The sequence below is a fragment of the Novosphingobium sp. G106 genome (assembly GCF_019075875.1).
In the GTDB taxonomy this organism is placed as follows: Bacteria; Pseudomonadota; Alphaproteobacteria; order Sphingomonadales; family Sphingomonadaceae; genus Novosphingobium.
Window position 1 is genome coordinate 1568647 of sequence record NZ_JAHOOZ010000001.1, and the last position, 25854, is coordinate 1594500.

Annotated in this window: 25 protein-coding genes; 6 read left to right on the forward strand and 19 right to left on the reverse strand. The window is 65.4% G+C overall.

What is annotated here, in order from left to right:
* The first annotated feature begins 151 nt into the window (after window positions 1-151).
* The gene (locus tag KRR38_RS07465; RefSeq protein ID WP_217400179.1) at window positions 152-1147 is read left to right on the forward strand and encodes an NAD(P)-dependent alcohol dehydrogenase; all 996 of its coding nucleotides are present in this window, start codon (window positions 152-154) and stop codon (window positions 1145-1147) included.
* Here KRR38_RS07465 and KRR38_RS07470 read toward each other — a convergent pair.
* Together KRR38_RS07470 and KRR38_RS07475 are read right to left on the reverse strand one after the other, a co-directional pair.
* The gene (locus tag KRR38_RS07470) at window positions 1134-1556 is read right to left on the reverse strand and encodes a PaaI family thioesterase (protein WP_217400182.1); all 423 of its coding nucleotides are present in this window, start codon (window positions 1554-1556) and stop codon (window positions 1134-1136) included. The two genes, KRR38_RS07465 and KRR38_RS07470, sit on opposite strands and share 14 nt — an antisense overlap.
* A gap of 11 nt (window positions 1557-1567) precedes the next feature.
* Entirely contained in the window at window positions 1568-3265 is a 1698-nt protein-coding gene (locus KRR38_RS07475) for an FAD-binding protein (RefSeq protein ID WP_217400185.1), read from the reverse strand.
* Between the two features lie 162 nt (window positions 3266-3427).
* Between KRR38_RS07475 and KRR38_RS07480 the strand changes: the two genes are divergently transcribed.
* Window positions 3428-4237, forward strand: a complete 810-nt coding sequence (locus KRR38_RS07480) for an enoyl-CoA hydratase/isomerase family protein (protein ID WP_217400188.1) — start codon at window positions 3428-3430, stop codon at window positions 4235-4237.
* A 168-nt stretch (window positions 4238-4405) separates the two neighbouring features.
* Here KRR38_RS07480 and KRR38_RS07485 read toward each other — a convergent pair whose 3' ends face one another.
* Window positions 4406-4744, reverse strand: coding sequence for a DUF4286 family protein (locus tag KRR38_RS07485; protein WP_217400190.1), 339 nt, complete (start codon window positions 4742-4744; stop codon window positions 4406-4408).
* Window positions 4745-4865: 121 nt separating this feature from the next.
* On the opposite strand from KRR38_RS07485, the gene KRR38_RS07490 reads away from it, so the two are divergent.
* Entirely contained in the window at window positions 4866-5723 is an 858-nt protein-coding gene (locus KRR38_RS07490; RefSeq protein ID WP_217400193.1) for a TauD/TfdA family dioxygenase, read from the forward strand.
* A gap of 24 nt (window positions 5724-5747) precedes the next feature.
* Here the strand turns inward: KRR38_RS07490 and KRR38_RS07495 are convergent, their stop codons facing one another.
* Window positions 5748-6770: a helix-turn-helix domain-containing protein gene (locus KRR38_RS07495; RefSeq protein ID WP_217400195.1), complete on the reverse strand. Its 1023-nt coding sequence runs from the start codon at window positions 6768-6770 to the stop codon at window positions 5748-5750.
* Window positions 6771-6931: 161 nt separating this feature from the next.
* Window positions 6932-7906, reverse strand: coding sequence for an enoyl-CoA hydratase/isomerase family protein (locus KRR38_RS07500; protein ID WP_254514676.1), 975 nt, complete (start codon window positions 7904-7906; stop codon window positions 6932-6934).
* Window positions 7907-8086: 180 nt separating this feature from the next.
* Between KRR38_RS07500 and KRR38_RS07505 the strand changes: the two genes are divergently transcribed.
* The gene (locus KRR38_RS07505; protein WP_217400199.1) at window positions 8087-9136 is read left to right on the forward strand and encodes an AraC family transcriptional regulator; all 1050 of its coding nucleotides are present in this window, start codon (window positions 8087-8089) and stop codon (window positions 9134-9136) included.
* Window positions 9137-9145: 9 nt separating this feature from the next.
* On the opposite strand, the gene KRR38_RS37685 is transcribed toward KRR38_RS07505, so the two are convergent.
* From KRR38_RS37685 to KRR38_RS07570, 13 genes are all read right to left on the reverse strand, one after another.
* Window positions 9146-9337 (reverse strand): zinc ribbon domain-containing protein, encoded by a 192-nt coding sequence (locus KRR38_RS37685; protein WP_217400201.1) that lies wholly within the window; start codon window positions 9335-9337, stop codon window positions 9146-9148.
* 119 nt (window positions 9338-9456) lie between these two features.
* Entirely contained in the window at window positions 9457-10140 is a 684-nt protein-coding gene (locus KRR38_RS07515; protein WP_217400203.1) for a PEPxxWA-CTERM sorting domain-containing protein, read from the reverse strand.
* A gap of 119 nt (window positions 10141-10259) precedes the next feature.
* Window positions 10260-11234: an NADPH:quinone oxidoreductase family protein gene (locus KRR38_RS07520; protein ID WP_217400205.1), complete on the reverse strand. Its 975-nt coding sequence runs from the start codon at window positions 11232-11234 to the stop codon at window positions 10260-10262.
* A complete protein-coding gene (locus KRR38_RS07525; protein ID WP_217400207.1) occupies window positions 11234-11974 on the reverse strand; it encodes an SDR family NAD(P)-dependent oxidoreductase in 741 nt (246 codons plus the stop codon). Before KRR38_RS07525 ends, KRR38_RS07520 begins: the two co-directional genes overlap by 1 nt.
* 2 nt (window positions 11975-11976) lie before the next feature.
* Window positions 11977-13287: an acyl-CoA dehydrogenase family protein gene (locus KRR38_RS07530; protein WP_217400209.1), complete on the reverse strand. Its 1311-nt coding sequence runs from the start codon at window positions 13285-13287 to the stop codon at window positions 11977-11979.
* Window positions 13284-14363 (reverse strand): phosphotransferase family protein, encoded by a 1080-nt coding sequence (locus KRR38_RS07535; RefSeq protein WP_254514677.1) that lies wholly within the window; start codon window positions 14361-14363, stop codon window positions 13284-13286. Before KRR38_RS07535 ends, KRR38_RS07530 begins: the two co-directional genes overlap by 4 nt.
* Entirely contained in the window at window positions 14360-14830 is a 471-nt protein-coding gene (locus KRR38_RS07540; protein ID WP_217400211.1) for a MarR family winged helix-turn-helix transcriptional regulator, read from the reverse strand. The genes KRR38_RS07535 and KRR38_RS07540 overlap by 4 nt, the downstream gene beginning before the upstream one ends.
* A 31-nt stretch (window positions 14831-14861) precedes the next feature.
* Entirely contained in the window at window positions 14862-15392 is a 531-nt protein-coding gene (locus KRR38_RS07545) for a dihydrofolate reductase family protein (protein WP_217400213.1), read from the reverse strand.
* A gap of 11 nt (window positions 15393-15403) precedes the next feature.
* Window positions 15404-16972: an AMP-binding protein gene (locus tag KRR38_RS07550; RefSeq protein WP_217400215.1), complete on the reverse strand. Its 1569-nt coding sequence runs from the start codon at window positions 16970-16972 to the stop codon at window positions 15404-15406.
* Window positions 16973-16983: 11 nt separating this feature from the next.
* A complete protein-coding gene (locus KRR38_RS07555; RefSeq protein WP_217400217.1) occupies window positions 16984-17568 on the reverse strand; it encodes a MarR family winged helix-turn-helix transcriptional regulator in 585 nt (194 codons plus the stop codon).
* Window positions 17569-17685: 117 nt separating this feature from the next.
* Entirely contained in the window at window positions 17686-20211 is a 2526-nt protein-coding gene (locus tag KRR38_RS07560; protein ID WP_217400219.1) for a penicillin-binding protein 1A, read from the reverse strand.
* 70 nt (window positions 20212-20281) lie between these two features.
* A complete protein-coding gene (locus KRR38_RS07565) occupies window positions 20282-21151 on the reverse strand; it encodes an N-acetylmuramoyl-L-alanine amidase (RefSeq protein ID WP_217400221.1) in 870 nt (289 codons plus the stop codon).
* Window positions 21152-21171: 20 nt separating this feature from the next.
* The gene (locus tag KRR38_RS07570) at window positions 21172-21570 is read right to left on the reverse strand and encodes a hypothetical protein (RefSeq protein WP_217400223.1); all 399 of its coding nucleotides are present in this window, start codon (window positions 21568-21570) and stop codon (window positions 21172-21174) included.
* A gap of 131 nt (window positions 21571-21701) precedes the next feature.
* Between KRR38_RS07570 and KRR38_RS07575 the strand changes: the two genes are divergently transcribed.
* On the forward strand, window positions 21702-24482 hold the full coding sequence (locus KRR38_RS07575; protein WP_217400225.1) for a ribonuclease E/G: 2781 nt from the start codon (window positions 21702-21704) through the stop codon (window positions 24480-24482).
* A 61-nt stretch (window positions 24483-24543) separates the two neighbouring features.
* Here the strand turns inward: KRR38_RS07575 and KRR38_RS07580 are convergent, their stop codons facing one another.
* Window positions 24544-25173, reverse strand: coding sequence for a class I SAM-dependent methyltransferase (locus KRR38_RS07580; RefSeq protein ID WP_217400227.1), 630 nt, complete (start codon window positions 25171-25173; stop codon window positions 24544-24546).
* Window positions 25174-25288: 115 nt separating this feature from the next.
* On the opposite strand from KRR38_RS07580, the gene KRR38_RS07585 reads away from it, so the two are divergent.
* The gene (locus KRR38_RS07585) at window positions 25289-25852 is read left to right on the forward strand and encodes a carboxymuconolactone decarboxylase family protein (RefSeq protein WP_217400229.1); all 564 of its coding nucleotides are present in this window, start codon (window positions 25289-25291) and stop codon (window positions 25850-25852) included.
* The last annotated feature ends 2 nt before the right edge of the window (window positions 25853-25854 follow it).

Below are 25854 nucleotides of genomic sequence, written 5' to 3' on the forward strand. Positions count from 1 at the left end.
CGCATGAGAACTATCAGCCGCCTTCCTCCATGGAAACGCGGCGAACGCGCCAGTCACGCCTCTGCACCGCGGCAGGCAAACTGCACTTTCCCCGTGCAACCCGCACCGGTTCGTGGCTAGTCAGCGCCAAACAGATTCGGGAGAGACGGTGATGAAACAGGCAGTGTTGCAGAGCGGCAAGGGTATCGGCACGATCGCCATCCGCGAGGCCGCGGTGCCGCAGCCCGGCCCCGGCGAAGCGCTGGTGCGGCTGCACGCGGCCACGCTCAACTTCCGCGACATCATCATGTCCGATGGGCTGATACCCGGCATCGCCAAGGAGCCCGAACTGGTGCCACTGTCCTGCGCTGCCGGCGTGGTCGAAAGCGTCGGCGAGGGCGTTACGCGGGTCAAGCCGGGCGATCGCGTCACCCCGCTTTTCGCGATCGGCTGGCTCAGCGGCACGCAATCCACGCCGACGATGCTCGGCGGCTCGATCGACGGTGTCGCGCAGGAGTATGCGGTCTATCCGGCCGAGAGCCTGGTCCACAATCCCGACGAGCTCGGCGATCTCGAAGCCGCCACCCTGGCCTGCGCCGCGCTGACCTCTTGGTCGGCGCTCACCGCCTTCCGCCCGACCCAGCCCGGTGAGTGGATCCTCGCGCATGGCACCGGCGGCGTTTCGATCGCGGCGCTGCAATTCGCCAAGGCGATGGGGGTGAACGTCGCCATCACCTCATCTTCGGACGCCAAGCTGGCGCGGGCGAAGTCATTGGGTGCCGACGTTACGGTCAACTACCGGGCGAACCCGAACTGGGCCGAATCCATCCGCAAAGCGATCGGCGGCAACAAGATCGCCAACGTCATCGACACCGTCGGCGCGACGCAGTTCGACGACAACTGCTCGCTCATGGCCGAAGGCGCGCAGCTCTCGGCGATCGGCATGCTCGGCTCGCAGTTCAGCTGGATGCGGCAGGACATCGCGGTCGACATGAAGCCGATCGGCGTCGGCAACCGCGATCAGCACGATGCGATGCTGGCCTTTATCGTCGAGCACCGGATCAAGCCGGTAGTCGACGTGGTCTATGACCTCGACCGCATCCAGGATGCCTACCGCGCACTGCAGGCGGGCAGCTTCTTCGGCAAGGTGGCGATCAACCTTCTCTAGGCGTCAGCGCCTTGAAGATGCCGTCGACGGAGCCGACGACGCTGCCGTCGGCCTTGATGAGTCCGCGCATGAAGACGAGCGACGAGGTCTTGCGCACGATCTCGGGCTCGCAGGTGATCAGCTGGCCCATCTGGACGCCGCCCGCGAACTGATAGGCAAGCTGCGCGGTCACGAGCGGCTTGCCTTCCAGCGCATCGGAGGCCCCGCAGCCGAGCGCGATGTCGGCGAAGGTCATCAGCGCGCCGCCGTGAACGACAACGCCGTAGTCGTTGACGATCCTTTCCTGCGCCATGATCGCGACGGTGCGCTGTCCCGACGGGCCCTTCACCCAGGCCGCGCCGAGGTTTTCCGAAAAGGCGATCGTCGGCAGCCGCGTCCAGCCTTCGGCCTCGAACGTGGCCTCGTCCATCGAGCCGGCGCTCAAAGCGGCGTGTTGCCGAGGCCGGCCGCGTGCTTGGCGGCGATCCAGCCGAAGCACATCGACGGACCGACGCTGGCACCCGCGCCCGGATAGACGCGGCCCATCGGCGAGGCGGTGGTCACGCCGGTGGCATAGAGGCCTTCGATCACCGTACCATCGCCCTTTAGTACGCGCGAGTTCGTGTCGGTGATGACGCCGCCGTAGGTGCTGACGTCGCCCGGCACGACATCGACCGCATAGAACGGCGCCTTGTCGATCCGGCCGAGCGTGCGCTTCTTGTCCTCGCGCATGTGATCGCCGAGGAACTGGTCGTAGCGGCGGTCGCCGCGGTGGAAGTCGTCGTCGTTGTCCTTGTCGACGAATGTGTTCCAGCGATCGACCGTGGCGCTCAGCGTGTCGGGATCGACCCCGATCAGCCGCGCCAGATCCTCGATCGTGTCGGCCTGCTTGAGATAGCCGGTGCTCTTCCAGTTCTCCGGAATCTTCTTGCCCGCGCCGCCGTTGGCCAGGGCATAGCGGTCCATGTACTGCTGGTCGAGGATCGCCCAGCTCGGCGTGGCCGGCGCGATCAGGTTGCGCTTGACCATTCGCTCGCAATATTCCTCGTAGGAGCCGCCCTCGTTGAGGTAGCGCACGCCCGTCTGGTCGACGAGAATGGCATGCGGCTTGGCGGTGATCGACTGCGCGCCCGGCGCGACGTAGTCCTTTTCCCAGCCCGGCGCGCGGGTCATCTGGAAGCCGACCATCTCGTCCATCTGCGCGAGGACGCCGCCGATCCGCTCGAGTTCCTTGTGCATGTCGCCGGTGTCGCCTTCGGGCGTCATCGACCATTCGGAGCGCGTGCCGGGCATGTACCGGTCGCGCATCTCCTGATTGTGCGCGAAGCCGCCCGCATTGACGAGCACGCCGAGGTTGGCGCCGATCTGCCAGGGCCGGCCGTCCTTCTCGACGACCACGCCGGTGACCCGCTTAGAACCATCTGGGCCGCCCTGGACGATCAGTTCCTTGACCCCGGTGTCGACGCGGATGTCGATGCCCTTGGCCAGTGCCTGCTGCAGCATGCGACCCTGCAGCGCCGCGCCCGCGGTAACCCAATGCTTGCCGGTGAGCTTGCCCGCCACGACCTTCACGGCGATCTTCGCCAGCAGCCATTTGTACTTCCATTCGTACTTGGCATAGGCCAGCTTCATGCCGTCATCGAGCTTGACCGGCACTTCGAGGAAACCCTGGCGCAGCTTGGACGACCAGGCGCCGAGTTCCTTCTTGTCGAACGGCAGCGCCGTCACCGTACGGCTCGACTTACAGCCGCCCGGATACTCGTCGTAATAATCGGGCCAGAAGTGCGAGCCGCGCTCGAGCTTGACGCCTTGCTTGAGCAGGAACTCGACCATCTTGGGCGCTTCGGTGACATAGGCCAGCCGCTTCTCGTGGCTCGTGCCCGGCGCATCGGAATCGTCGCCGACGACGGCGTCGAGATAGGTGATGCCCTTCTCGGTGCTGTCCTCGCCTGGGTCCATGAAGGGGTTGTTCGGCACCCACATCACGCCGCCCGACTTGCAGGTCGTGCCGCCGACGAACTTGGTCTTCTCGAGGATCACGACCGACTTGCCGGCCTGGCGCATCAGCAGGCCCGAGCTCATCGAGCCGGCACCCGAGCCAACGACCACCCAATCGAAAGTCTCGTCGAAATCCGCCATTTTCGTCCTCTCCGTCGCCAGCCCCTGGCGTCCAATCTGTGCTGCGCGCCTGTTCAGCAGGATAGGTCAGGCTTGGCAAGACGGCGAGCCGGGCAGGTTCAAGAAAATCGCTGGCGGGCAATCGCCGAGACGGTATGAGAGCGGCAAAGGGAGACCCTAGACATGGCCGATACCGCCCCGGCGTTGCCGACATTCAAGACGATCGAATTCGCCCGCGAGGGCCGCCTGCTGCGCCTGACGTTCAACCGTCCCGACGCGATGAACGCGATCAACCTCGACCTGCACGACGAACTGCCCGAAGCGCTGTGGTTCGCCCAGGGCGACACCGGCTCGGACGTGCTCGTCATCACCGGCGCGGGCCGCGCCTTTTCGGCGGGCGGCGACCTCGACCATATCGCCCGCAATGCGGCGAACCCCGTGCTGTTCGATCACGAGGCGCGGATGGCCAAGCGGATCATCAACACGCTGCTCGACATCGACAAGCCGGTGATCTGCCGGCTGAACGGCCACGCCGTGGGCCTCGGCGCGACGATCGCGCTGATGTGCGACATCGTCATCGGCGCCGAGGGCGCGAAGATCGGCGATCCGCATGTCGGCCTCGGCCTGGTCGCGGGCGACGGTGGCGCGGTGATCTGGGCGCAGCGCATCGGGCTCACCCGCGCGAAGGAATTCCTCTTCACCGGCGACCTGCTGACCGCGCAGAGAGCCGCCGAGATCGGCCTGATCAATCGCTGCGTGCCCAAGGAAGAGCTCGACGCCACGGTCGATGCGTTCTGCCAGCGCCTGCTCAATGGCGCGATGGGCGCGATCCGCGCGACCAAGGTTCTCACCAACATGGAACTCAAGCGGGTGGCGGCCGCCGTCATGGAAGCCGGCATCGCCTACGGATCGGTCAGCGTGCGGAGCGCCGACCACCTCGAAGGCATCGCCGCGCTGCGCGAGAAGCGCGCGCCCAAGTTCGGTCAGGGGTAAAACCTTCTCCCGCTGGCGGGAGAAGGATAGCACAGCTTGCTCCGTCAGGAGCTAGCGGAGCTTGGTGAGGGTGGTGAAGCGCTAGGCCGCCCACCCTCACCGCTGCGACTAGGCGGCAAGCCCCCAAGTCTCGCTCCTCTCCCGCAAGCGGGAGAGGGAAAGGTTCGATCAGCCGCCGGCCTTCACGTAGTCGCCGCATTCGGTGAAGAACGCGGTGTAGGTCGTGGCCATGTCCTGATAGATCGGCGGGGTCATCTTGCCCGACTGGGCCAGCTCGCCCATGCCGGCCAGCAGTGTAGCCGGATCATCGACCTCGGCATCATAGATCGCCAGATAGGTGTTGGGATCGTTGCCCATCAGCTTGGCGACGAGCTGGAAGCGCTGCGCGCCCTGAAACCCCGGGACCGAAGTGACCTCTTTCAGGTGGGTGTTCTGGTACCAGTCATGGAACTCGGCTTCCTTGCCGGGAAGCGGCGTGGTCAGGGCGACAAGCTTTACTTTGGGCATCGGCATCCTCCTCAGATAGCGCGCACTACCATCGGCAATAGTCCGGTGCGATGCAAGCGCGCCGCTTGCTGATAGGGCATCCTTGCGTCATCCTCCGGACAAAACCGCTGGAGAGATGTTTATGGCCACGATCGCCGCGCCCCGCGCCTCGAACCGTTTCGGCATAGCACCGATCACGCCGCAGATCGGCGCGCAGATCGAAGGCATCGACATCGGCGGTCCGCTTTCAGACGAGGACATTGCCGAAATCTACCAGGCGCTGCTCACCTACAAGGTGATCTTCTTCCGCGACCAGGACATCAGCGAGGAACAGCACATCGCCTTCGCCCTCCGCTTCGGCGAGCTGGAAATCCACCCGGTCACGCCTGCCGATCAGCCGCACCGCGAGATCTTCCACCTGAAGACCCAGCTGCACCGCAAGACCGGCGCCGACATGTGGCACTCCGACGTAACCTGGCGCGAGCGGCCCTCGCTCGGCTCGATCCTGCGCGGGCGGATCATTCCCGATGTCGGCGGCGACACGATGTTCGCCGACATGGTCGCCGCCTATGAAGGGCTGTCACCGGCGATGAAGGAATGGGTCTGCACGCTGACCGCGGTGCACGACGGCAGCGTCTTCGCCACACTTCAGGGCAAGTCCAAGGAAAGTTTCTGGGAGCAATTCCCGCTGCAGCGCCACCCGGTGGTGCGCACCCATCCCGACACCGGCCAGCGCGCACTCTACGTCAACTGCTCTTTCACCACCCATATCGAGGGTCTGAGCGCCAAGGAGAGCGACTGGCTGCTGAATCACCTCTACGACCAGGCCTCGAAGCCCGAATACCAGGTGCGCTTCCGCTGGCGGCCGAACAGCTTCGCCTTCTGGGACAACCGCGCCTGCCAGCATTACGCGGTCGCGGATTACTGGCCGGCGATGCGCGCGATGGAGCGGGTGACGGTGGTGGGCGACAAGCCGTTCTTCGATCCGGCGCGGGGTTAGACCGCGCCGGAATGCTGCGCAAAATTACTGCAGCATGCCCACGGTGAAATGGGTGAAGGCGTCGTGCTGCTGCAAGTCCGAATGCTCGGTGCATTCGCCGCGGAATTCGCGCGGGTTCACCTTGAACACGCGCTTGAACATGCGGCTGAAATGGGCCGGGCTCTTGAAGCCCACGCCATAGGCGATCTCGCTGATCGAGATGTCGCGCGGGTCAGAAGCGGATAGCCAGGACTTCGCCTTCTCCAGCCGCTGCTCCCAGACCAGCTCGGAGAACGAGGTGCCCTTGAGCCGCAGCAGGAACGACAGATAGCGCGGGCTGATGCCGCAGCCCTTGGCGACCATCGCGGTCGACAGCTGCGGGTCCGACAGGTGGACCTCGATGAAGCGCAGCACGTCCTGCAGACGCCGGTCGGCGATCGTCTGGCGCGCGGGCGCGGCTTCCTCGCTGGCGCGCACGGCATTGCCGATCAGGGTCAGCGCGGTTTCCACCAGCAGCCGCATCGATTCCTCGGCTAGCGTGCCGTCGTCCTCGAACACGTCGGTCAGGATGTTCTCGGCGATGGCGAGCTCGGGGCGGTTCAGGTGCAGGAACAGCCCGGTCGAGAAGTCCTGCGGGATATGCGCGCGCAGGATATGTGTCGGCACGGTCACATGCAGCAGCTCGTGGACCGATTCCTGATCGACCTGGCATTCGATGAAGAACGGCGACATCGAGCGGGTGATCGCGAAATCGCCGGGCTGCGCGACCTTGTTGCCGCACTGGTTCGAAAAGGCCAGGCTGCCGTGCTTGACGAACCACAGGATCGACAGGTCGGTCGCGTCCTCGCGGATGTGCTGGCGCGTGCGACGGAAGAACAGGTTGGTCGCCGAGCGCTGCTTGATGATCGAGATCGGCCCGACCGCCTTGCGTTCGGAACGCACTTCGATCGTCGAGGCATCTTCGATCCAGAAGTCGCCGCGGTAATATTCCTGCTCGCGGTCGCCGCGAAACTGGCTCTGACAGTCGCGGTAGTTGCGACGATCGAAGGAGAACAGCGTCTCCGCCATGGAAATCTCCCAAGTGGAGCGGGCACACACCCGCCTTTCTTATGCGCGTTTCATAGGGCAATCCGCCAACCGAACCAAGCAGCCCATGCAGCGCCTTCGACAATTGGTGCAATCGGCACGCCGCCCCGGTCTTGACCCAGGACGACATGCCGCTGCGTCCGTCAGCCCTTGCGGCCCTTCTTGCTGAGACGCCAGTCGGGCGGATAGTTGAGGTCGTTGTCCTTCACCACGGCGCCGATGCCCTGCTGGAAGGTGTCATCGGCGTTCAGGTCGATGCCGCCGGTGGCATCGTCCTTCATCAAAGGCAGCATGCCTTCGAGCCAGCCAGTCATCAGGCTGCCGAAATACTCCCCGCGGTACTGCTTGTAGGCCTCGATGAAGGTCTTCTGCGCCACGACGACATCGTTCGGGCGCGTGATCGAGCAGGCGTGCGCATACTTGGCGGTCTCCGCTTCCAGCTGGTCGCGCGGGACCACGCTGTTCACGAAGCGGTTGGCCGTATGCATTTCCTGGGCGGTGAACGGCCGCCCGGTGAACAGCATCTCGCTGAATGCGCGGACGCCGACGGTTTCCAGCCACTGCCACATGCGCGGCCCCCAACCGGCGTAGCGGAACGAGGGGTGGCCGAACAATGCGTCGTCCGAGGAGACGATGATGTCGGCGTCGGCGCACAGGTAGAAGTGCCAGCCATAGACATAGCCCTTGGCCTCGACGATCGAGATCTTCTTGAACTCCTGCAGCGCCCGGTTGCCCGAGCGGGCCTTGGCGAAATAGTCGGTCAGCGTGTGCAGATAGCGATAGGAACCCGCTGGCGGATAGACCACGTCGGGATCGTCGATCTCGACATCGACGAGGAAATTCTCGCCGGGCCCCGGGTTCAGGTAGCGGTCGCCATGCTCGTTGAGGTCGCCGCCGCTGCCCAGGTTGTCGCCGTTGCCGCGGATGACGAGCACTTTGACGTCGTCATCGACATTGGCCTTGTAAACGAGGTCGGCGAAGCGGGCGCGCATGCCGGCATTGGCCGTATTGTGCTTGTTCACCCGGTTGAGCGTGATCGTGGCAATCTTGGTCGCCTTGTCCTTCTCGTAGAGGACGTGCTGCTCGGCTTCCTTCTTGAGGTCTGCGATCGTGACCATGCTCACTCTCCCGTTCTTATTCGCTGCCTTTGCTGCTGCCACAGGCAAGTCGGACGGTATTGGCAATTGGCGCAGCAGTCTCGATATTGCACGCTGCACAAGCTGGCCGTTTGCGCCTTCGGATGATAAACTGAGGGACGACGACCGGCAGATCACGCCGGCAGGAGAGACGAGAGACCGATGGGTCAGGACACCTTTTTCAGCCTCGACGGCCCGCTCGACATCGCCCCAGGCGGCGGCCAGGTGCGGGCGGCGAACTTCGCCGGCCTCGCCGACCTCGCCCGCCAATTCGGCCGCGATGCGCGCGGCATCGTCGAGCGGCACGGCATGGAAGCGCGCGTGCTGACCGATCCGGAAAGCCTGATCACGCCGCAGCAAATGGCGGACACGCTCGAATACTGCAGCACCCTGTTCGACGATCCGCTGTTCGGCCTGCATATGGCGACCGTGCAGGATCCCGAGGTGTTCGGCTGCGTCACCGCACTGTGCCGCTCGGCACCGACGATCCGCGCCGGCATCCGTTGTCTGATCGACTACCTGCCCGTGGTCCACGCGCCCGATTGCGAGGTCGTGCTGATCGAAGGGCGCGAGACCGCCGAGCTCGCCTGGCTGGTCAACGCCGACATGGGCGTCAACGACCAGGCGAACTACCAGGCGGCGATGCTCAACGTGAAGCTGCTGCAATCGATCGCCGGGCCCAGCTTCAAGCCGAGCTGGGTCAGCCTTTCGGCCGAGACTCGGACGACCGACATGCCCGAGCTCGAACGCCTGCTCGGCTGCAAGGTCACCTCGCGCAGTTCGCACAATTCGATCGCCTTTCCGGCGCATTCGCTCGACCAGGCCGTGCCCAGCGCCAACCGGCTGCTGTTCCGGCTGCTCGGCGGCTATCTCGAGACGGTGAAGGCCGCGCACAGCCAGTCGATCATCGACCGGGTGGAAAGCTACATCCGCGGCTCGCTAGCCTCGGGCAATTGCACGATCGAGCGCTGCGCCGACAAGATCGGCACTTCGGTCCGCACACTGCAGGCCAAGCTCGCTGCCGAGAACGCGCGCTTTTCCGAACTGGTCGAACGCCAGCGCGCGGGCCTGGCGAAATCGCACCTGGCGCAGCGGCAGCTCTCGCTCGACGAGATCGCCGATCGCCTCGGCTACGGCGAGCAGACCAGCTTCGGTCGCGCCTTCAAGCGCTGGACCGGCCTGACGCCGCAGCAATACCGCGCGGCGTGCTGAAAGACCGCGCTAGTGGCTGCAGCCGGGACCGTGAACGTGGCCACCGCCTCCGCCCGAGGACTGAATAGCCGGCGCTGAGACCAGTTTCTCGAGTCTGTCCTGATCGCAGGAAGGACAGGTCGTGAGCGCGACATCGTTGATCTTCTGCATCGCTTCGAACTGATGATCGCAATTCCGGCAACGATAATCGTAAAACGGCATTTCCTGCCCTCTATGCTGTGCGTTATCGCACCCTAGTGCCGGGCTGAAACGCGAGCAAGCGGGGCGAAAGGAACGGGCCGCCGACGGGAACTCGGCAGCCCTCTCCTACAGCCTCGCGGTCACGCGCGGATGAACGCTTCGACCCGCGCAGTGCGGCGACGCATTGCACAGCCGATCATGCCGATACCCAGGATCATCATCGCCCAGGTGCTGGCCTCGGGCACCGCCGAGGTGCCTTCGACGAAGAAGCGCAAGCCATCATAGACGCTGTCATGGGTCCAGGTGTCGCCGTAGACCAAGCCGAAATACTGGAAGATGTTCGGCGAACCGATGAGGTCGTTGTCGACGGTCATGCCCGCGGTGCCGTCCGCACCGGTGAACTGGCTGTCCCCACCGAAGATCACCGCATAGTTGCCGGCGGCGAGAGTCAGCGAAAGCGGCGCGGTCTGGTCGGTCGCGCTGCCCGAGCCGGTGAACACGACATGGGCAAGCGAGTTGGCAGCGAGTTGGGTCGGCGAGAACGAGGGCAGCCCGCCAACAGAAGGCAGCGCCACGATGGCGCCGAAGATGTTGCCGGCGATGTTGTCGAACTCGCCCCCGATCGCGGTGATCGTGGTCGCCTGGTCGAGCGTGAACCCGGCACCGAAATAGCGCTGGTCATAGAGCGAGTAGTCGCCCGTATCCTGATCGGTGTGCGTGGCGCTCTCATAGACCGTCGCGGCCCGCGCGGGGGCGGTCATCCCGACGATGGCGGCGATGCCGAGGGACAGGGCAGCGACACCGTTTCTAACAGGCTTGAACATGATTCGTCCTTTCCACCTGTCATCCCGGCAGGTGGCATAGGAAGCGGTCATGACAGCCCTGTTGCCGTCGCGGTCCTGGTTAACAAAAACGGCGAATGTCAGACATGTCCGGCCAAAGGCTAAACCTTCATGACCACCCTGCCCGCAACCTCGCCTTTGAACGCCGCATTCATCGCCTCGCGGTAGTCGTCGAAGGCATAGACCTTGCCGATCACCGGCCTGAGCTTGCCCTGACCGGCGAGTTCGAGGACCTTGACCATGTTCGCTGCGATCTTGGCAGGCTCAGCCTCACCGAAAGTACGGAGCTGGACGCCGATCAGGCTGGCGGTCTTGACCAGCGGCAGGTTCGTCTTGAGCGAGCTAATGCCGCCGGTGAAGCCGATCACCAGATAGCGGCCGTCGTAGCCGAGCGTCCGAAAGGCCGGATCGGTCATGTCGCCACCCACCGGATCGAACACGACGTCGATCGGCTTGCCCTCGCCCGCCGCCTTGACCTCGCCCCGCCAGTCCTCGCTGCGCGTATTGACCACGGCATCGGCACCCGCCTTGAGGCAGAGCTGGCGCTTGTCCTCGCTCGATGCCGAGGCGATGACCCGAGCGCCAAGGCTCTTGCCGATCTGGATCGCGGCGATGCCCGTCGCGCCCGCGGCGCCGAGCACGAGCAGCGTCTCGCCCGGCTCTAGCCGGCCGCGCTGGACCAGCGCGTGGTAGCCCGTCGTGTAGCTCGGCGGGAATACCGCTGCTTCTTCGAGCGAGAGCGCATCGGGCACCTTGTTGAAGCTTGAGGCGCGGAACGTGCCGACTTCCGCAAAAATGCCGCCGAAGCTGCTGCCCATGACGCGGTCGCCGACCGCGACATGGGTGACGCCCTCACCCACCGCCTCGACGATCCCGGCGCATTCGCTGCCCGGGATGAACGGCAGCGGCGGCGTCACCTGGTAATTGCCGGCGGCCGTCAGCACGTCGACGTAGGAGATGCCGATCGCCTTGACCGCGACGCGGATCTGGCCCGGTCCCGGATCGGGCGCGGTGTGTTCGCGGATGACATAGGCTTCGGGCGGACCGAAGAGATCGGCGATGATCGCGCGGGGCATCAATGTTGTCCTCCATCACAGCGGACCAGCGATCCGGTGACGTTGACCGAGGCCGGGCTCGCCAGGAACAGCGCCGCGGTGACGATCTCCTCGGGCTCGGCCGCGTGGCCGCGCGGGATGCCGATCGGCCCCCTGCCCTTGTCCGGCCAGGCCTCGACGATGTCGGTGCGAAAGGCACCGGGAGACAGCGTGTTGATCCGCACTTCAGGCGCATATTCCCAGGCCAGGCTCTTCGACATCGCGTTGAGCGCCGCCTTCGACGAGCCGTAAGGCACAGTCTCAGGCAGCGGCATCATCGAACCCGAGGAGGTCACGTTGATGATGCAGCCGCCGCCGGCATCCTTCATCCGCTTGGCGACCTGGCTGGCAAGGCGAAACGGGCCCTTGAAGTTGAGGTTCACGACGGAATCGAACAGCTGCTCGGAAACCTCGTGGCTTGGCATCCGAGGGCTCATCCCCGCGTTGTTCACAAGGATATCCACACGCCCGAACGCGGCGTAGGCTTCCTCGATCAGCCGGTCGCAGTCGGGCCATTTGCCGACATGGGCCGAGACCGCAAGCGCCCGGCGGCCGAGCGCTCGCATTTCCTCGGCGACCGCCTCGCAATTGTCGAGCTTGCGGCTGGCGATGATGACGTCGGCCCCGCGCTCGGCGAAGGCCTTGACCATCTGGTAGCCGAGCCCGCGCGAACCGCCGGTGACGAGCGCCACCTTGCCGGTGAAATCGAAGAGCGGGTCCATCGTCACTTCCCGTCATCCCGCGCATTGGGATAGCGCTGCTTGGCCGCGGCCTTGCGGGTGGGAATGTGCTCGCTGGGGAACAGGCCTTCGGCCGGCTTGGCCTTCTTCATGTAGGCGCGCGCGAGCTGCGACTTGTGCGCGTCGGTCGGGCCGTCGGCGAAAGCCAGCGACCAGTGCCCAGCGTACATGTTGGCCAGCGGCAGATCGAGCGAGATGCCCAGCGAACCGTGGATCTCCAGCGCCCGCCCCACCACATCCTTGTAGAGCTGCGGCATGGCGATCTTGCACATGCCGATGTGATTGCGCGCGGCGCCGTGCGGCATGCGCCCGGCCTCGACCTCGTCGATGATCCAGGCGGTCTTGAGCGTCAGCAGGCGGAAGCTTTCGAGCTGGACGATCGAATCGGCGAGCTTCGACTGCACCATCTGGTGATCGCCGAGCATGCGCCCGCGCGTCCGGCGCGAAACCGCGCGTTCGAGCATCATGTCGAAGGCGCGCTGGCACTTGCCGACCGTGCGCATGGCATGATGGATGCGCCCGCCGCCGAGCCGCGCCTGCGCCACCTTGAAGCCGCCGCCGCGCTCGCCAAGCATGTGGTCGAGCGGCACGCGGACCTGATTGTAGTGGATGTGCGCGTGGTGGCCGTTGTCGGGATCGACGTCACCGGCGATCGCCACGTTGCGCAGGATGTCGATGCCAGGCGTGTCGGCGGGCACGATGAACATCGACATGCGCTCGGTCAGCGGCTTGTCGGGATCGGTGACGACCATGACCAGCAGGAAGGTCGCCAGCTTGGCGTTCGACGAGAACCACTTGTAGCCCTCGATCACCCACTCGTCGCCGTCCAAGGTGGCTGCACAGGTGAACTCGCCCGGATCGGCGCCGCCCTGCGGCTCGGTCATCGAGAAGCACGAGACGATGTCGCCGTCCATCAGCGGCTGGAGGTACTTGGCCTTCTGCTCCTCGGTGCCGAACAGCGCGAGGATCTCTGCGTTACCCGTATCGGGCGCGGCCGTGCCGAACACGGTCGGCGCCCAGTTGGAGCGCCCGATGATCTCGTTCATCAGCGCAAGCTTGACCTGGCCATAGCCGGGCCCGCCGAGATGCGGACCGAGGTGGCAGGCCCAGAGGCCCTGAGCCTTGACCTGGTCCTGCAGCGGCTTGAGGTGCCGGCGCGCATCGGTGCGGTGGGTCTCGAAGTTGGCGGCCATCTCGGGCCACAGCAGGTCCATCGTCTCGCATTCCTCGCGGACGAATTTCTCCATCCAGTCGAGCTTGGCCTGGAATTCGGGCTCTACGCTGAAATCGATCATGACATCCTCTCGATCTGGTTTCTGGTTTCTTTGAAGCAGTTGTCGACGATGCGGGCGAAAAAGCGCCCGGTTTCCTTGGGCAGGATGCCGGCCTCGGCCTGGGCAACCTTGTATTCGAGCAGGCAGCCCGACTTGAACTTGGCGAGCAGCGAGAACCACTCGAAATCGCGGATGTCGCGGCCCGTACCGGCGCAGTAGTAGCGCGCGAGTTCCTGCTTGGTTGGGAAGTGCGCCGGGTTGTTCAGCGCGGTGGCGAATTCTTTCTCGGGGAAGTCCTCGTCGCGCATGCCGCCGGTGAACCAGCCCATATCGATCATCGGATCGCCGATCGTCGAGAGCTCCCAGTCGATCATCGCCGCAAGCCGCGCCGGCGGGCCCCATTGGAACATCATGTTGGGGGTACCGACGTCGCCGTGGATGATGCCGCGCACTTCCTCGGGCAGCTTGGACTGACGCAGCCAGGCCTCGGTCTCGGCATAGCCTTCGAGGGCACGCTTCTCGTAGCCCTTGTAGCGTTCGGGGTAAGTTGCGAGCTGGCCGGCCCAGCGATCGACCTGGCGTTCGAGGAACTTGCCCGGCTTGCCGTAGTCGCCGAGGCCGATCGCTTCGTAGTCGACATTGGCGAGCGCGATCAGGCCGTCGACGATGGCGAAGGGGATGCCGTATTCGAAGGGCATCTTATCGAACGGCGGCTCGTTCCAGATCTTCTCGTCGCGCAGGTTCGGCGCCCAGCCGTCGACCTTTTCCATGACGTAGAACGGCGCGCCGGCGACCGAGGTGTCCTCACAGGCAGCATAGCAGACCGGATGCGGCACCTCGGTCTGGTTCAGCGCGGTCAGGATGCGTGCCTCGCGCAGAACGCCCTTCTCGGCGCCCGGCGGCGGTACAGCCGGCGGGCGGCGCATGACCATCGGCTTCTCGCCGCGGCTCAGCGTCAGCACGACGTTCGAAGTACCGCCGCTGAGGATGCTGGTCTCGAGCGGACCTTTGCCGAGTTCCGGCACATATGCGTCGAGCCAGTCGGTGAGCGGGCCTTTCGGCGCCAGCTCATCGATGTCGTAGGTCATGCTCGTCATGGCTTCTCTCCCGCGCGCAGACGCGCTTCCAATTGCTTGCGAATGGTGTTGAGCGCGGCCGTCGCCTCGCGGATAAGATCGACGTCGACACCCGCGCCGATCTCCGCGGCGATCGCATCGGCGCGCTCGTCGATCTCGCGCTTGAGCGCGGTGCCACGTTCAGTGGGACGCAGCAGGACGGCCCGCTTGTGATCGGGATTGGCTTCGGCTTCGATCAGCCCCGCCGCCATCAGCGAATTGGCCGCGCGCTGGACGAGCTGGCGCGGCTGGCCGAACGAGCGGCCGATCTGCGGCACCGTCGGCGGCCGATCCGCCTCGACCACGGCGTTGAGCACCGACATCTCGGAATCGCCGAGGCCCTCCTCGCGGCGGGCGCCGGCAAAAGTCGCCTTCATGCGCCCGCCGAGGCGGATCAGCTCATCGGAAAGGCCCACCAGGGGATGACGGGAATCGAATTTACCATGCATGCAGCGATCGTGTCAGTTTGACATGATCATGTCAAATGGTGTCGTACTTCCTGCGATAGGCGTGCATGACATAGCCCGAAGCCGATGGCTTGCTGCCGTAGAGTTCCCAATCCCTGATCGCGAAAGTGCCGTTGCCGAACAGCGCGACGCCCTGCCCCAGCGTGACCGGCACCACCGCGAGATGGATCTCATCGATGACGTCGGCGGCCAGAGCCTGCCCCGCTACCGCGCCGCCGCCGTAGAGCCAGACATCGCCTTCGCCCTCGCGCAACCAGGCCAGAGCGGCGGAGAGATCGCCAGCAAAGCACACGACATTCTCCGGCTGTGGCTCGACAGGCCTGTGCGTCATGACCGCCACGCGCTTGCCCGGATAGACCTCGCCCTGCATGCCGATTTCGAGATCGAGGCAGGCGCGTCCCATCAGCACGCCGCCGATGCCCGACAGGAAGGTCTGGGTGAAGTCCGTGTCGGGCGGAAAGGGCGAGAGCCAATCGAACGATCCGTCGGGCGATGCGATGAAGCCGTCCATGCTGACGGCAACCGAATAGACCAGTTTATGCATGCGATGCCTTGTTATACGATCGCGACCGGGCTCCCGTATAGCTTGCGCAGCTCATGCTTGGCCAGCTTTCCCGATGGGATACGTGGCAATTCTTCGACGAATTCATAGGTCCTGGGCTGGGTCAGCCTGGAGATGCGCGTGGACACCCAGTCGCGCAACTCGGCTTCGAGCGCCGGGCCTGCGTCGGCCCAGACCTTGGGTTGGATGATCGCCTTCACGGCCTCGCCAAATTCCGGGTCGGCGACGCCAATCACCGCCGCGTCGAGCACCTTGGGATGGACAATAAGGCAGTCCTCGATCGCCTGCGGATAGATGTTCACCCCGCCCGATATGATCATGAAGTCCTTGCGGTCGGTGAGGAAAAGATAGCCGTCCTCATCGAGCCGGCCGATGTCGCCGACGCTGAACCAGTTGGCATGCTCGGGATGCGAGGCGCGCTTGGTCTTCTCGCCATCGTTGAGGTAGTTGACCGCGCGGCCTTCGGGCACCTCGAAATAGATCAGGCCCGGCTCGTTGGGGGCCAGTTCGCGGCCATCCTCGTCGCAGATGTGGATCGGACCGAGGCCCGACTTGCCCACCGAGCCCGGCTTCCGCAGCCATTCCTCCGAGGTGATGCCGGTGACGCCGACGCCCTCGGTGCTCGAATAGTATTCGTAGATGATCGGCCCCAGCCATTCGATCATCCGCCGCTTGATCTCAACCGGGCACGGCGCCGCGGCATGGATCACTTTCTTGAGCGAGGACAGGTCGTACTTGCGCCGGACATCCTCGGGCAGCGCCAGCAACCGGACGAACATGGTGGGCACGAACTGCGCCTCGGTGACCTTCCAGGTCTCGATCGCCTTGAGCACGGCCTCGGCATCGAACTTCGACAGGTTGACCGCGGTGCCGCCGAGCCGCTGCGGCACGATCATGCAGGACAGCGGCATGCCGTGGTAGAGCGGCCCCGCGTTGAACACGACGGGCGGCGGCACGCCTTCTTCGATCGCGCCGCCGCCTTCGAGCACGTTGAACTCGTCGATCGGCCCCGGCTTGAACGGCAGGACGATGCCCTTGGGTCGGCCTGTCGTCCCACTCGAATAGATCATGTGGAAGCCGGAGATCTCGTCCGCCACCGGCGTTGTCGGCATCGGCGCCAGCGCAGCCAGAAGCGGCTCCGCGCCGGCAATGGCCTCGTCGCCGGCGTAGTAGATCTTCTCTACGCCCGGAATCAGCTCACTCGCATCGGCTGCCAGCGCACGCGGCGTCTCACCCAGCGAAGCCGACAGCACGACTACGCGCGAACCGGAATCGCCGAGGATATAGGACGCCTCGGCCGGCTTCAGGTGGGTCGAGAGCAGCGTGATGAACACGCCGCAGCGTGTCGCGCCCCAGTAGACGATCGGGAAAGTCAGCGAATTGCGCAGCATCACGCCTATCCGATCGCCCGCACTAAGCCCCAGCGAGCGGAGCAGGTGAGCGAAGCGGTTCGAGCCCTCGTCGAGTTCGCGGTAGGTCAGCACTTCGCCGGTATCGGCGATGACCATGGCCGGTTGGTCGGGCTTGGTCCGCGCATGAATCGAGGGGTGGAAACCGGGCATGAACCTCGCCGTCAGTCGTTCTTGTCGGAGATGTGCTCGTCGATCCGGTCGCGCAACGCGAGCAGGCCTTCGCTCATTGCGCCGAGCATGCCGAGATCGAGGTCGAGCCCCTCGGCTATGCCGGCGATCACTTCGGCCGCCTGGGCATCGACCGTCTGGCCGAGCGCGCGGCCTTTCGCGGTCGCAGCCAGCAGCGCCGCGCGCTTGTGGCCGGGATTGGGCAGCGGCTGCACCAGCCCCTCATCCTCGAGCACGCGCACCGCGCGCTGGATCACCTGGCGCGGGTGGCCGAGCGAGCGGCCGATCTGCGGAACCGTCGGCGGCGTGGGAGCATGGGCGATGGCGATCAGCGTCAGCGTTTCGATCCCGGTCAGCCCGCAATCCTCGCGGACCCGCGAGAAAATCTGCGTGCAGCGCCCGGCGATGCGGTTCGCCTCGCCCAGAATGACGATCAACTCCCTGACCTTGGCCTGGGATTCGCTCTCGGCAGCACCCGCGCTGGGGTTGATCCCGCCCCGCGATGCCCGCGTGCCGGCGCCGAATCTGGCCGCCTCTGCCGGCCCAAGTACCCCCCAGAAGCTATGCCTCGGTCCCAATTCCGTTCCTCCCGTTTGCAGCCACGATAGCGGCTCGACAGCGCGACGCAACGCACTGTCCGAAGGCGTGCTCGACAGATGAACAGTTGGAACCTTGGTGTCAATGCCTGAGCGACATCAGTAGACGCCGCCCTGCTCCTCCGCGAAATCGCGTGTTTCGGCGCTTCCCGATGCGCCTGCCTCGTGCTGCTGGCGCGCCTGCTTGCCGCGCGCGATTGCCGCGAAGAGCGCGTCACGCTGCTTGGCGAGATCATCGGCGCGCGTGGTCCGCGTAGGCTCGGTGTCGGGCTTGAAGGCTTCCCAGATGACACCGGCTTTGGGATCGGTACCCGGCTCGGCGCCGAACACGCGCTTGCCGGTGACGCGGTCGATGCGGACCATGCGGATGCCTTCGGGCGCGACGAAAGGCAGGTCGCTCCAGCGCGGACGCGTCGTCTGGACGAATTGCTTGAATATCGGCGCCGCGACGCGGCCACCCTGGGCATAGCCGCCGAGCGAGCGCGGCTGATCGTAGCCGAGATAGACCCCCGCGACATACTTCTGCGACCCGCCGACGAACCAGACGTTGGTCGGCCCGCTGGTCGTACCGGTCTTGCCGAACAACGGCATGTTGAGATCGCGCAGCACGACGGCGGTACCACGGGTAATCACGCCCTCAAGCATGTGCACGACCTGATAGGCCGTGCGCGGATCGAGCACCTGCTTGCCGCGCGGTTCGAAGCGGGGCATCGGCTTGCCATCCCACTGCGTCATGTTGCAGCGGTCGCAGCGGCGGTTGTCGGCGCGGAAGATCACCTTGCCGTTGCGGTCCTGGACATAGTCGATGACCGAGGACGGATACTGGACGCCGTTGTTGGCCAGCGCCGAATAGGCATTGACCATCTGCATCACGGTGGTCTCGCCCGCGCCCAGCGCGAACGACAGATAGTTCTGGTACTTGCCGATGCCGACGCGGGCGAAGGTCTTGGTGACGTTCTCCATGCCGCTGTCGTTGGCGAGGCGCACGGTCATCAGGTTGCGCGACTGCTCGAGGCCCCAGCGCATCGTGTGGTTGCCGCTGCCACCTTCGCCGCCGAAGTTGCGGAAGCATTTCTGACCGGCCGTGCCCTGATAGACGCAGAAGGTGCCGTCGAGCACCATCGTCGCCGGGGTCATGCCCACGTCGAGCGCCGTGGCGTAGACGAACGGCTTGATCGTCGAACCCGGCTGGCGCAGCGCCTGGGTCGCGCGGTTGAACGAGGCGAGACCGGAATCGAAACCGCCCTGCATCGCCAGGATCCGGCCGTTCGTCGGGCTCTCGACAAGCATGCCGCCCGAGACCTCGGGAATGATCTTCACCGCATAGGTATCGCCGCCGACGGGCGCCGCGGCGATCACGTCGCCGGCGCGCAGGCTGTCGGGCAGCGAGACCAGCGGACCGCTCTTGCCGTCGGGGAAGCCGATGCGTGCGCTCGAGCCGCTCCGCTCGATCACCACGCCGACGCGCCAGTCCTGATAGGTGATGCTCTTGTTGAGCGTGATCAGCTGGGTCTGCCACTTGTCGGGATCGACGTTGATATGGTCGATCGGGCCGCGGAAGCCCATGCCGCCGTGGTAGCGCAGCAGCCCGGCTCGCAGCGAATCCTGCGCCGCCTTCTGCAGTTCCGGATCGACCGAAGTGCGCACCCAGAGGCCGCCGGCATAGACGCTGTTCGGCCCCTGCTCGGCCTTCTCGCCATATTTCTGGATGAGCTGGCGGCGAACTTCCTCGACGAAGTAGCCGAGCGAGGAATCGTAGGTCTCGACGCGGCGCGGGATCAGACCCAACGGCTCGGCCTTGGCTTGGGCAACGGCATCGGCACTGGCCCAGCCGTTCTTCTCCATCTGGTCGAGCACGTAATTGCGCCGATTAATCGCGGCATCGACGTTCTTGGCGCGGCCGTAGGTCTCAGGCGCCTTGGGCAGGATCGCGAGGAAGGCGGCCTGGTTGAGCGTCAGGTCGCCGACGTCCTTGCCGAAATAGGCCCGCGCCGCGGCCTGGACGCCGAAGCTCTGCCGACCGAGCGGAATCTCGTTGAGATAGAGTTCGAGGATCTGCTGCTTGGTCAGCGTACTCTCGATACGCCGCGCGAGGATCATTTCCTTGAGCTTGCGGCCGATCGAATATTCGTTGCCGATCAGGATATTCTTGGCGACCTGCTGGGTGATCGTCGAGCCGCCCTTGGCGCGCTGGCCGGAGCCCATCTTCGAGACATAGTCGACCACGGCGCCGGCGAGGCCCGGATAGTCTACCCCGCCATGAGTCCAGAACGTCTTGTCCTCGGCCGAGAGGAAGGCGTCGGTGAGCTGTTTGGGAAAATCGACGAAGCGCAGCTGGACGCGGCGCTCGCGGGCATAGGAATAGACGATCTGGCCGTCGATACCGCGGACAATGGTGGGCAGCGGCGGCTGGTAGTCGAGCAGCTTGTCGGCCGAAGGCAGATCGCGCGCAACGAAGAACCACACACCGACGATCAGCAGCACGAAGGCCACGAAGGCATAGCCCAGTGCACGGAACCAGCGCCTTTCGCGCCAGAGACCGCGCAATCGCGACCAGGCGCCGCTCGCTTCGCGGCGGATGCGGTAGTTCAGGTTCTCGCTCTCGGGCGACGCGGAGTCAGACATTGCCGCCGCCTTTATCCTGTGTCCGGCGCGAGGGGAAGCGGTTCACTCTCTCTACTCCCCTGCTCTCGCCTTACTGGTTCGACTGGCGCGCGAAATAAGCACGGATCGCCTGGGCGGTCAGCTTGGCGAAAGTGGCGCGACCTTCGGCCGAGGCGAGCATCGCCGCATCGTCGGGATTGCTCACGTAGCCGCTTTCGAACAGTACCGAAGGCATGTCGGGCGTTTTGAGCACGACGAAAGCGGCCGACTGCACCTCGCGGTCGTGCAGCTTCATCTGGCCCGAAATCTCCCGCAGGATCAGGCGCGCAAACTGCTGCGACTTGGCCTGTGTCTCGCGCTGCGACAGGTCGACGAGGATCGCGCTCACCGCATCGCTGGTTCCGGCGAGCTGTACGCCGTTGATCGTATCGGCACGGTTTTCCTGCGCCGCGAGCCGCGCCGCCGTCTCGCTCGTCCCCCGCTCGGACAGGGTATAGACGCTGGCCCCGCGAGCTTGGTCATTGCTCTCGACGCTGTCGGCATGGATCGAAATGAACAGGTCGGCATTCAGCCGCCGCGCGATGCCCGAGCGCTCGGGCAGCAGCAGGAAGCGGTCGTCGTCGCGGGTTAGCGCGACCCGGATGCCGCCGCGCTCGAGCAGTTCGTCGCGCAGGGCCTTGGCGAGCCCCAGTGTCAGGTTCTTCTCGATCAGCGGCTCGGTTCCCGCGCCGGGATCGTAGCCGCCGTGGCCGGCATCGATCACCACCAGCGGCCGGCTGGCATCGAGCGGCCCCTTGATTTCGGGCAGACCGACTTCATGCGCGGCCGGCGGCAGCACGATCCGCTCGACATAATCATAGCCGCGGCTAGGCACAGCAAGCAGGCGGTCCGCCGCAACCATTGCACCGATCAGCGCCAGCGGCGCAGCGAGGAGCAAGGCAAGCTGGATCGGACGCGGCATTGCCTTTCCCGTAAGGCTACCTACATCGAACCGCAATGGTCGAGGGATAAGCTCTCCCCGCAATCACCTGGTCCGGCGCCGCTTGCCGCGCGCCGGGAAGCCTTGCCGTTCAAAGTATTGGCTGCTAGATGAACGAAGCCGGGCGAGACATTCCGATCCTCATGCACCGAAACAAGGCTGAATGGTCGCAATCGGGCAGGATCGGAAAGCTTTAACCCATGGCCGATATCCGGAATTTCCCATCCGGATCGAACAGGTTGATGCGAGCCCATGAGTAACCACTTGCCGTTCTGCCAGCCGCTGCCTTTGCAGGCGCGGAAGGCTTGGACGGCCGGTTTTGCGCGAACGATTTCGCCGCGCAGCCTCCCACTCGCAGACACGAAGCAAGCTGCCCGCACGCCCTTGCGCGCGGGTTTCACGCACAACCCCGATCGCCGCAGGACGGACCCCGATATGTTCGGGCCCGGCGGCGAACCATTGCATATCCGCGCCGCCTTGCCGGCCCCCGATTTTTCGGGGTCCGAGCCGCGGCGCGACTGGAGAATTTATAATGACAACGCGCATGCTAATCGATGCGCGCCACCAGGAAGAAACCCGGGTGGCGGTCCTCAAGGGCAACCGTATTGAGGAATTCGACTTTGAATCTGCCGATCGCAAGCAGATCAAGGGTAATATCTATCTCGCCAAGGTAACCAGGGTCGAACCCTCGCTGCAGGCGGCTTTCGTCGATTTCGGCGGCAATCGTCACGGTTTCCTGGCGTTCAGCGAAATCCATCCCGACTATTACCAGATCCCCAAGGAGGATCGCGAGGCGCTGCTGGCTGAAGAAGCCGCGCACGCCGAAGAAGAAGCCGCGCTACGCGCCGCCGACGAAGGCGACGAGGACTTCGCCGACGAGAACGGCGACGGCCTGCATGACGACTTCGCCGGCGAAGAGAACGTCACCGAGATCGACACGTCCGAAAAGGACCAGATCGCCACGATCGAAGGCGGCCATGTCGAGAACGGCTTCGAATATTCGGAAGAAGAGCGCGAGGAATCCGCGGACACCGCTGAAGAAGGCGAAGGCAGCGAAGGTGGCGACGATCGCCAGCGTCGCGGGCGCCGCCGCCAGGGTGGCCGCGGCAACCGTTCGAAGGAAGCCGACGATCTGCGCGCCAAGCGCATGGCGCTGCGCCGCCGCTACAAGATCCAGGACGTCATCCAGCGCCGCCAGGTGCTGCTGGTCCAGGTCGTCAAGGAAGAGCGCGGCAACAAGGGCGCTGCCCTCACCACCTACCTGTCGCTCGCCGGCCGCTACTGCGTGCTCATGCCGAATTCGAGCCACGGCGGCGGCATCAGCCGCAAGATCAACTCGGCCGCGGACCGCAAGCGCCTCAAGGCGATCATTTCCGAGATGGCGCTGCCCAAGTCGATGGGCTGCATCGTCCGCACCGCCGGCCTCGCGCGCACCAAGCCCGAGATCAAGCGTGACTTCGACTATCTCGCCCGCCTGTGGGACGAGATCCGCGAGAACACGATGAAGTCGTCGGCGCCGGCGCTGATCCATTCGGACAGCGACCTGATCAAGCGCGCGATCCGCGACATCTACAACCGCGACGTCGAGGAAGTCGTCGTCGAGGGCGAGTACGGCTACCGCGCCGCGCGAGAATTCATGAAGCTGCTGATGCCCAGCCACGCGCGCCGGGTGAAGGCCTATGTCGATCCGGTGCCGCTGTTCCAGCGCTATGGCGCCGAGGACCAGTTGACCGCGATGTACGATCCGGTCGTGCAGCTGAAGTCGGGCGGCTACATCGTCATCAACCCGACCGAGGCGCTGGTCTCGATCGACATCAACTCGGGCCGCTCGACCAAGGAGCACGGCATCGAGGCGACCGCGGTCAGCACCAATATCGAAGCCGCGCGCGAGATCGCCCGCCAGCTGCGCCTGCGCGACATGGCCGGCCTCGTCGTCATCGACTTCATCGACATGGAATACGGATCGAACGTCCGTAAGGTCGAGAAGGCGATGAAGGACGCGCTCAAGAACGATCGCGCCCGCTTGCAGATCGGCCGCATCTCCAGCTTCGGCCTGATGGAGATGAGCCGCCAGCGCCTGCGCACCGGCGTGCTCGAAGCGACCACGCGCATGTGCCCGCACTGCGACGGCACGGGCCTGGTCCGCACGGCCAGCTCGGCCGGCCTGTCCGCGCTGCGCCTGATCGAGGACGAAGCGGCCAAGGGCCGCGGCAGCGTGATCACGCTCTTCGCCAGCACCGAGGCGGCGGTCTATCTGCTCAATGCCAAGCGCTCCGACCTCGCCGAGATCGAAGCCCGCTATGGCGTGCGCGTCGAAGTGATACCCGAGGGCGAGAACGAAGGCGCCAAGATGCGCGTCGCCTCGTCTGGCCCGCGCCCCGAATTCGTGCCGCGCTTCGAGCCGATCGTCGAACTCTACGAGGACGACGAGGACCTGCCCGAAGAGGACGAGGAACTCGAGGAAGAAGAGGAAGCAGAAGAGTCGCGCGCGCCGCGCAGCAGCGGCAGTGGCGAAGGTGACGGCGAAGGCCGTCGCAAGCGCCGCAAGCGCCGCCGTGGCGGCCGCCGCGACCAGCAGGGCGATGCGCCGGCCGGCGAAGGCGCCGAAGCCTCGGAAGGTTCTGAAGGCTACGAGGACGGTGACGAAGGCGAAGAGACCGAAGCCCAGGGCGACGAGCCCCGCGGCGACGATGCCAGCGAGGAAAGCGAAGGCCAGCGCAAGCGCCGCCGTCGCGGCCGTCGCCGGCGTGGTGGTCGCAACAGGGCCGAGGGTGGCCAGGACGAGGCCGGCGAAGGCGAAGCCCACGGCGAGACCGCGGATGGCGATGCCGAAGCTCCGGTCGAGGCCCTGGCAGAAGCCGAGCCCGCGGAAGCCGCCGAGGAAGCGCCGGCCAAGCCCAAGCGCTCGCGCCGCAAGAAGGCCGACGTCGAAGCAGAGGCCGTGGCCGAGGCTCCGGCCGAAGTGGTCGCCGAGGTCGCTGCGGAAGAACCCGCCGCCAAGCCCAAGCGCGCCCGCCGCAAGAAGGCCGACGTCGAGGCTGAGGCCGTTGCCGAAGCTCCGGTCGAAGCGCCCGTCGCCGAGGTCGCGGAAGCGGAACCCGCAGCCAAGCCGAAGCGCACGCGCCGCAAGAAGGCCGATGTCGAGGCTGAAGCCGTCGTGACAGAGGCCGCCGAACCCGTCGCCGGAGGCGACGTCGCGGTTGCCGAGGCACCGGTGGCAGCGCAAGCCGAAGCCCAGCCCGCCAACGGCGACGGCGAAAACGCCGACGGCACGCCGCGCCGCGGTTGGTGGCAGCGCACCTTCGGCAACTGATCGAACTGCAAATCACGAAAAGGCCCGTCACCTCACGGTGGCGGGCTTTTTCTTTGCGCGGTCAGGCCTTCACCGCCACGCCCCATTCGAGCCAACCGGCCATGCTCGGCTTGTCCTTCATGTAGCGCTGGCCGACCGGCGCGGCGGTAAAGCCGGCCGCTTCGATCGCCGAAGTCACCGGGCGCGAGAGGTGACAACCGCCGAAGACGCGCTTCCACAACGGATCGACCCGTTCCTGCCGCCGCGCGATCTTCACGTCCGGCGAGCGCCCGTGCTCGGCGTAGAGGAAAGTCCCGCCCGGCCGCAGCACGCGGCGCAGTTCGGCCAGCGTCTGCGCCTGGTCGGCCACCGAGCACAGCGTGAAGGTGCAGACCACGGTGTCGAAGCTCTCGTCCTCGAAGGGTATCGCCTCGCCGAAACCCTGGCGTATGTCCGCTTGCCAGCCCTTCTTCGCCGCGGCCTCGCGCGCATAGTCGAGCCCCTTGCCCGAGGGATCCAGCCCGGCAAAGCTGACCACCCGGCCCGCGTCGTAAAGCCGCTGGTTGATCCCGCCGCCGCAGCCGAGCTCGAAAACCGCGCCCTGCGCCTGCGGCACCACGTCGCGGCGCAGCGCCATGATGTCCTCGGTCGCGCAGCCCAGCTTGATGATGCGCGGCACCACGGTCTGGTCCCACCAGTTGCCGAAACCCATGCCTTCTCTCCCTCTTGCCGATGTTGACGCAGCGAAGGAGCCAAGACAAGGACAAGGAAAATCAGGAGAGATGCCTTGCCGAATCCCAGTCCCCTGGCCGATCCCCCCCGCCCGCATGCCGCAGATCCGTGAGGACCAGTTCACCGACGATACTCGCGCCTTCTTCGGCCAGTGGGTCGGCGGCATCTTCAAGGATGCCGACAAGAACCCCGTGCTGCGCACTTTCGCGCACCATCCGGTACTGGCCAACGCCTTCTCGCCGCTCAACATCCACCTGCTCGGCCCGAACAACACGCTGCCGGTGAAGCTGCGCCAGATCGCGATCATGCGTGTCGCCTGGATCACCAAGGCGACCTACATGTGGTCGAGCCATCTCAACACGAGCAAGAGCTGCGGCCTGACCGACGAGTTCTATGCCCCCGTCCAGCGCGGCGCGGACGATCCCTATTTCACGCCGCTGGAAGCCACGGTGATCCGCGCCGCCGAAGAGCTGGTGCGGGACCATAAGATCAGCGACGAGAACTGGACACTGCTCAGCGCCGAATGGACCGAGCAGCAATTGCTCGACTTCATGTTCACCGTCGGCTGTTACACGATGATAGCCGGCGTGATGAACTCGACCGGGGCCGAAAGGCAGGACGACCTGCTCGAACTGGCCGCGCAATACGGCCAGCCTTAGGG

What these genes read in the sequence shown, in the direction of transcription:
- KRR38_RS07465 (WP_217400179.1), top strand. Translation starts at nt 152, where the DNA reads ATGAAACAGGCAGTGTTGCAGAGCGGCAAGGGTATCGGCACGATCGCC.
- KRR38_RS07470 (WP_217400182.1), bottom strand. Translation starts at nt 1,556, where the DNA reads ATGGACGAGGCCACGTTCGAGGCCGAAGGCTGGACGCGGCTGCCGACG.
- KRR38_RS07475 (WP_217400185.1), bottom strand. Translation starts at nt 3,265, where the DNA reads ATGGCGGATTTCGACGAGACTTTCGATTGGGTGGTCGTTGGCTCGGGT.
- KRR38_RS07480 (WP_217400188.1), top strand. Translation starts at nt 3,428, where the DNA reads ATGGCCGATACCGCCCCGGCGTTGCCGACATTCAAGACGATCGAATTC.
- KRR38_RS07485 (WP_217400190.1), bottom strand. Translation starts at nt 4,744, where the DNA reads ATGCCCAAAGTAAAGCTTGTCGCCCTGACCACGCCGCTTCCCGGCAAG.
- KRR38_RS07490 (WP_217400193.1), top strand. Translation starts at nt 4,866, where the DNA reads ATGGCCACGATCGCCGCGCCCCGCGCCTCGAACCGTTTCGGCATAGCA.
- KRR38_RS07495 (WP_217400195.1), bottom strand. Translation starts at nt 6,770, where the DNA reads ATGGCGGAGACGCTGTTCTCCTTCGATCGTCGCAACTACCGCGACTGT.
- KRR38_RS07500 (WP_254514676.1), bottom strand. Translation starts at nt 7,906, where the DNA reads ATGGTCACGATCGCAGACCTCAAGAAGGAAGCCGAGCAGCACGTCCTC.
- KRR38_RS07505 (WP_217400199.1), top strand. Translation starts at nt 8,087, where the DNA reads ATGGGTCAGGACACCTTTTTCAGCCTCGACGGCCCGCTCGACATCGCC.
- KRR38_RS37685 (WP_217400201.1), bottom strand. Translation starts at nt 9,337, where the DNA reads ATGCCGTTTTACGATTATCGTTGCCGGAATTGCGATCATCAGTTCGAA.
- KRR38_RS07515 (WP_217400203.1), bottom strand. Translation starts at nt 10,140, where the DNA reads ATGTTCAAGCCTGTTAGAAACGGTGTCGCTGCCCTGTCCCTCGGCATC.
- KRR38_RS07520 (WP_217400205.1), bottom strand. Translation starts at nt 11,234, where the DNA reads ATGCCCCGCGCGATCATCGCCGATCTCTTCGGTCCGCCCGAAGCCTAT.
- KRR38_RS07525 (WP_217400207.1), bottom strand. Translation starts at nt 11,974, where the DNA reads ATGGACCCGCTCTTCGATTTCACCGGCAAGGTGGCGCTCGTCACCGGC.
- KRR38_RS07530 (WP_217400209.1), bottom strand. Translation starts at nt 13,287, where the DNA reads ATGATCGATTTCAGCGTAGAGCCCGAATTCCAGGCCAAGCTCGACTGG.
- KRR38_RS07535 (WP_254514677.1), bottom strand. Translation starts at nt 14,363, where the DNA reads ATGACGAGCATGACCTACGACATCGATGAGCTGGCGCCGAAAGGCCCG.
- KRR38_RS07540 (WP_217400211.1), bottom strand. Translation starts at nt 14,830, where the DNA reads ATGCATGGTAAATTCGATTCCCGTCATCCCCTGGTGGGCCTTTCCGAT.
- KRR38_RS07545 (WP_217400213.1), bottom strand. Translation starts at nt 15,392, where the DNA reads ATGCATAAACTGGTCTATTCGGTTGCCGTCAGCATGGACGGCTTCATC.
- KRR38_RS07550 (WP_217400215.1), bottom strand. Translation starts at nt 16,972, where the DNA reads ATGCCCGGTTTCCACCCCTCGATTCATGCGCGGACCAAGCCCGACCAA.
- KRR38_RS07560 (WP_217400219.1), bottom strand. Translation starts at nt 20,211, where the DNA reads ATGTCTGACTCCGCGTCGCCCGAGAGCGAGAACCTGAACTACCGCATC.
- KRR38_RS07565 (WP_217400221.1), bottom strand. Translation starts at nt 21,151, where the DNA reads ATGCCGCGTCCGATCCAGCTTGCCTTGCTCCTCGCTGCGCCGCTGGCG.
- KRR38_RS07575 (WP_217400225.1), top strand. Translation starts at nt 21,702, where the DNA reads ATGACAACGCGCATGCTAATCGATGCGCGCCACCAGGAAGAAACCCGG.
- KRR38_RS07580 (WP_217400227.1), bottom strand. Translation starts at nt 25,173, where the DNA reads ATGGGTTTCGGCAACTGGTGGGACCAGACCGTGGTGCCGCGCATCATC.
- KRR38_RS07585 (WP_217400229.1), top strand. Translation starts at nt 25,289, where the DNA reads ATGCCGCAGATCCGTGAGGACCAGTTCACCGACGATACTCGCGCCTTC.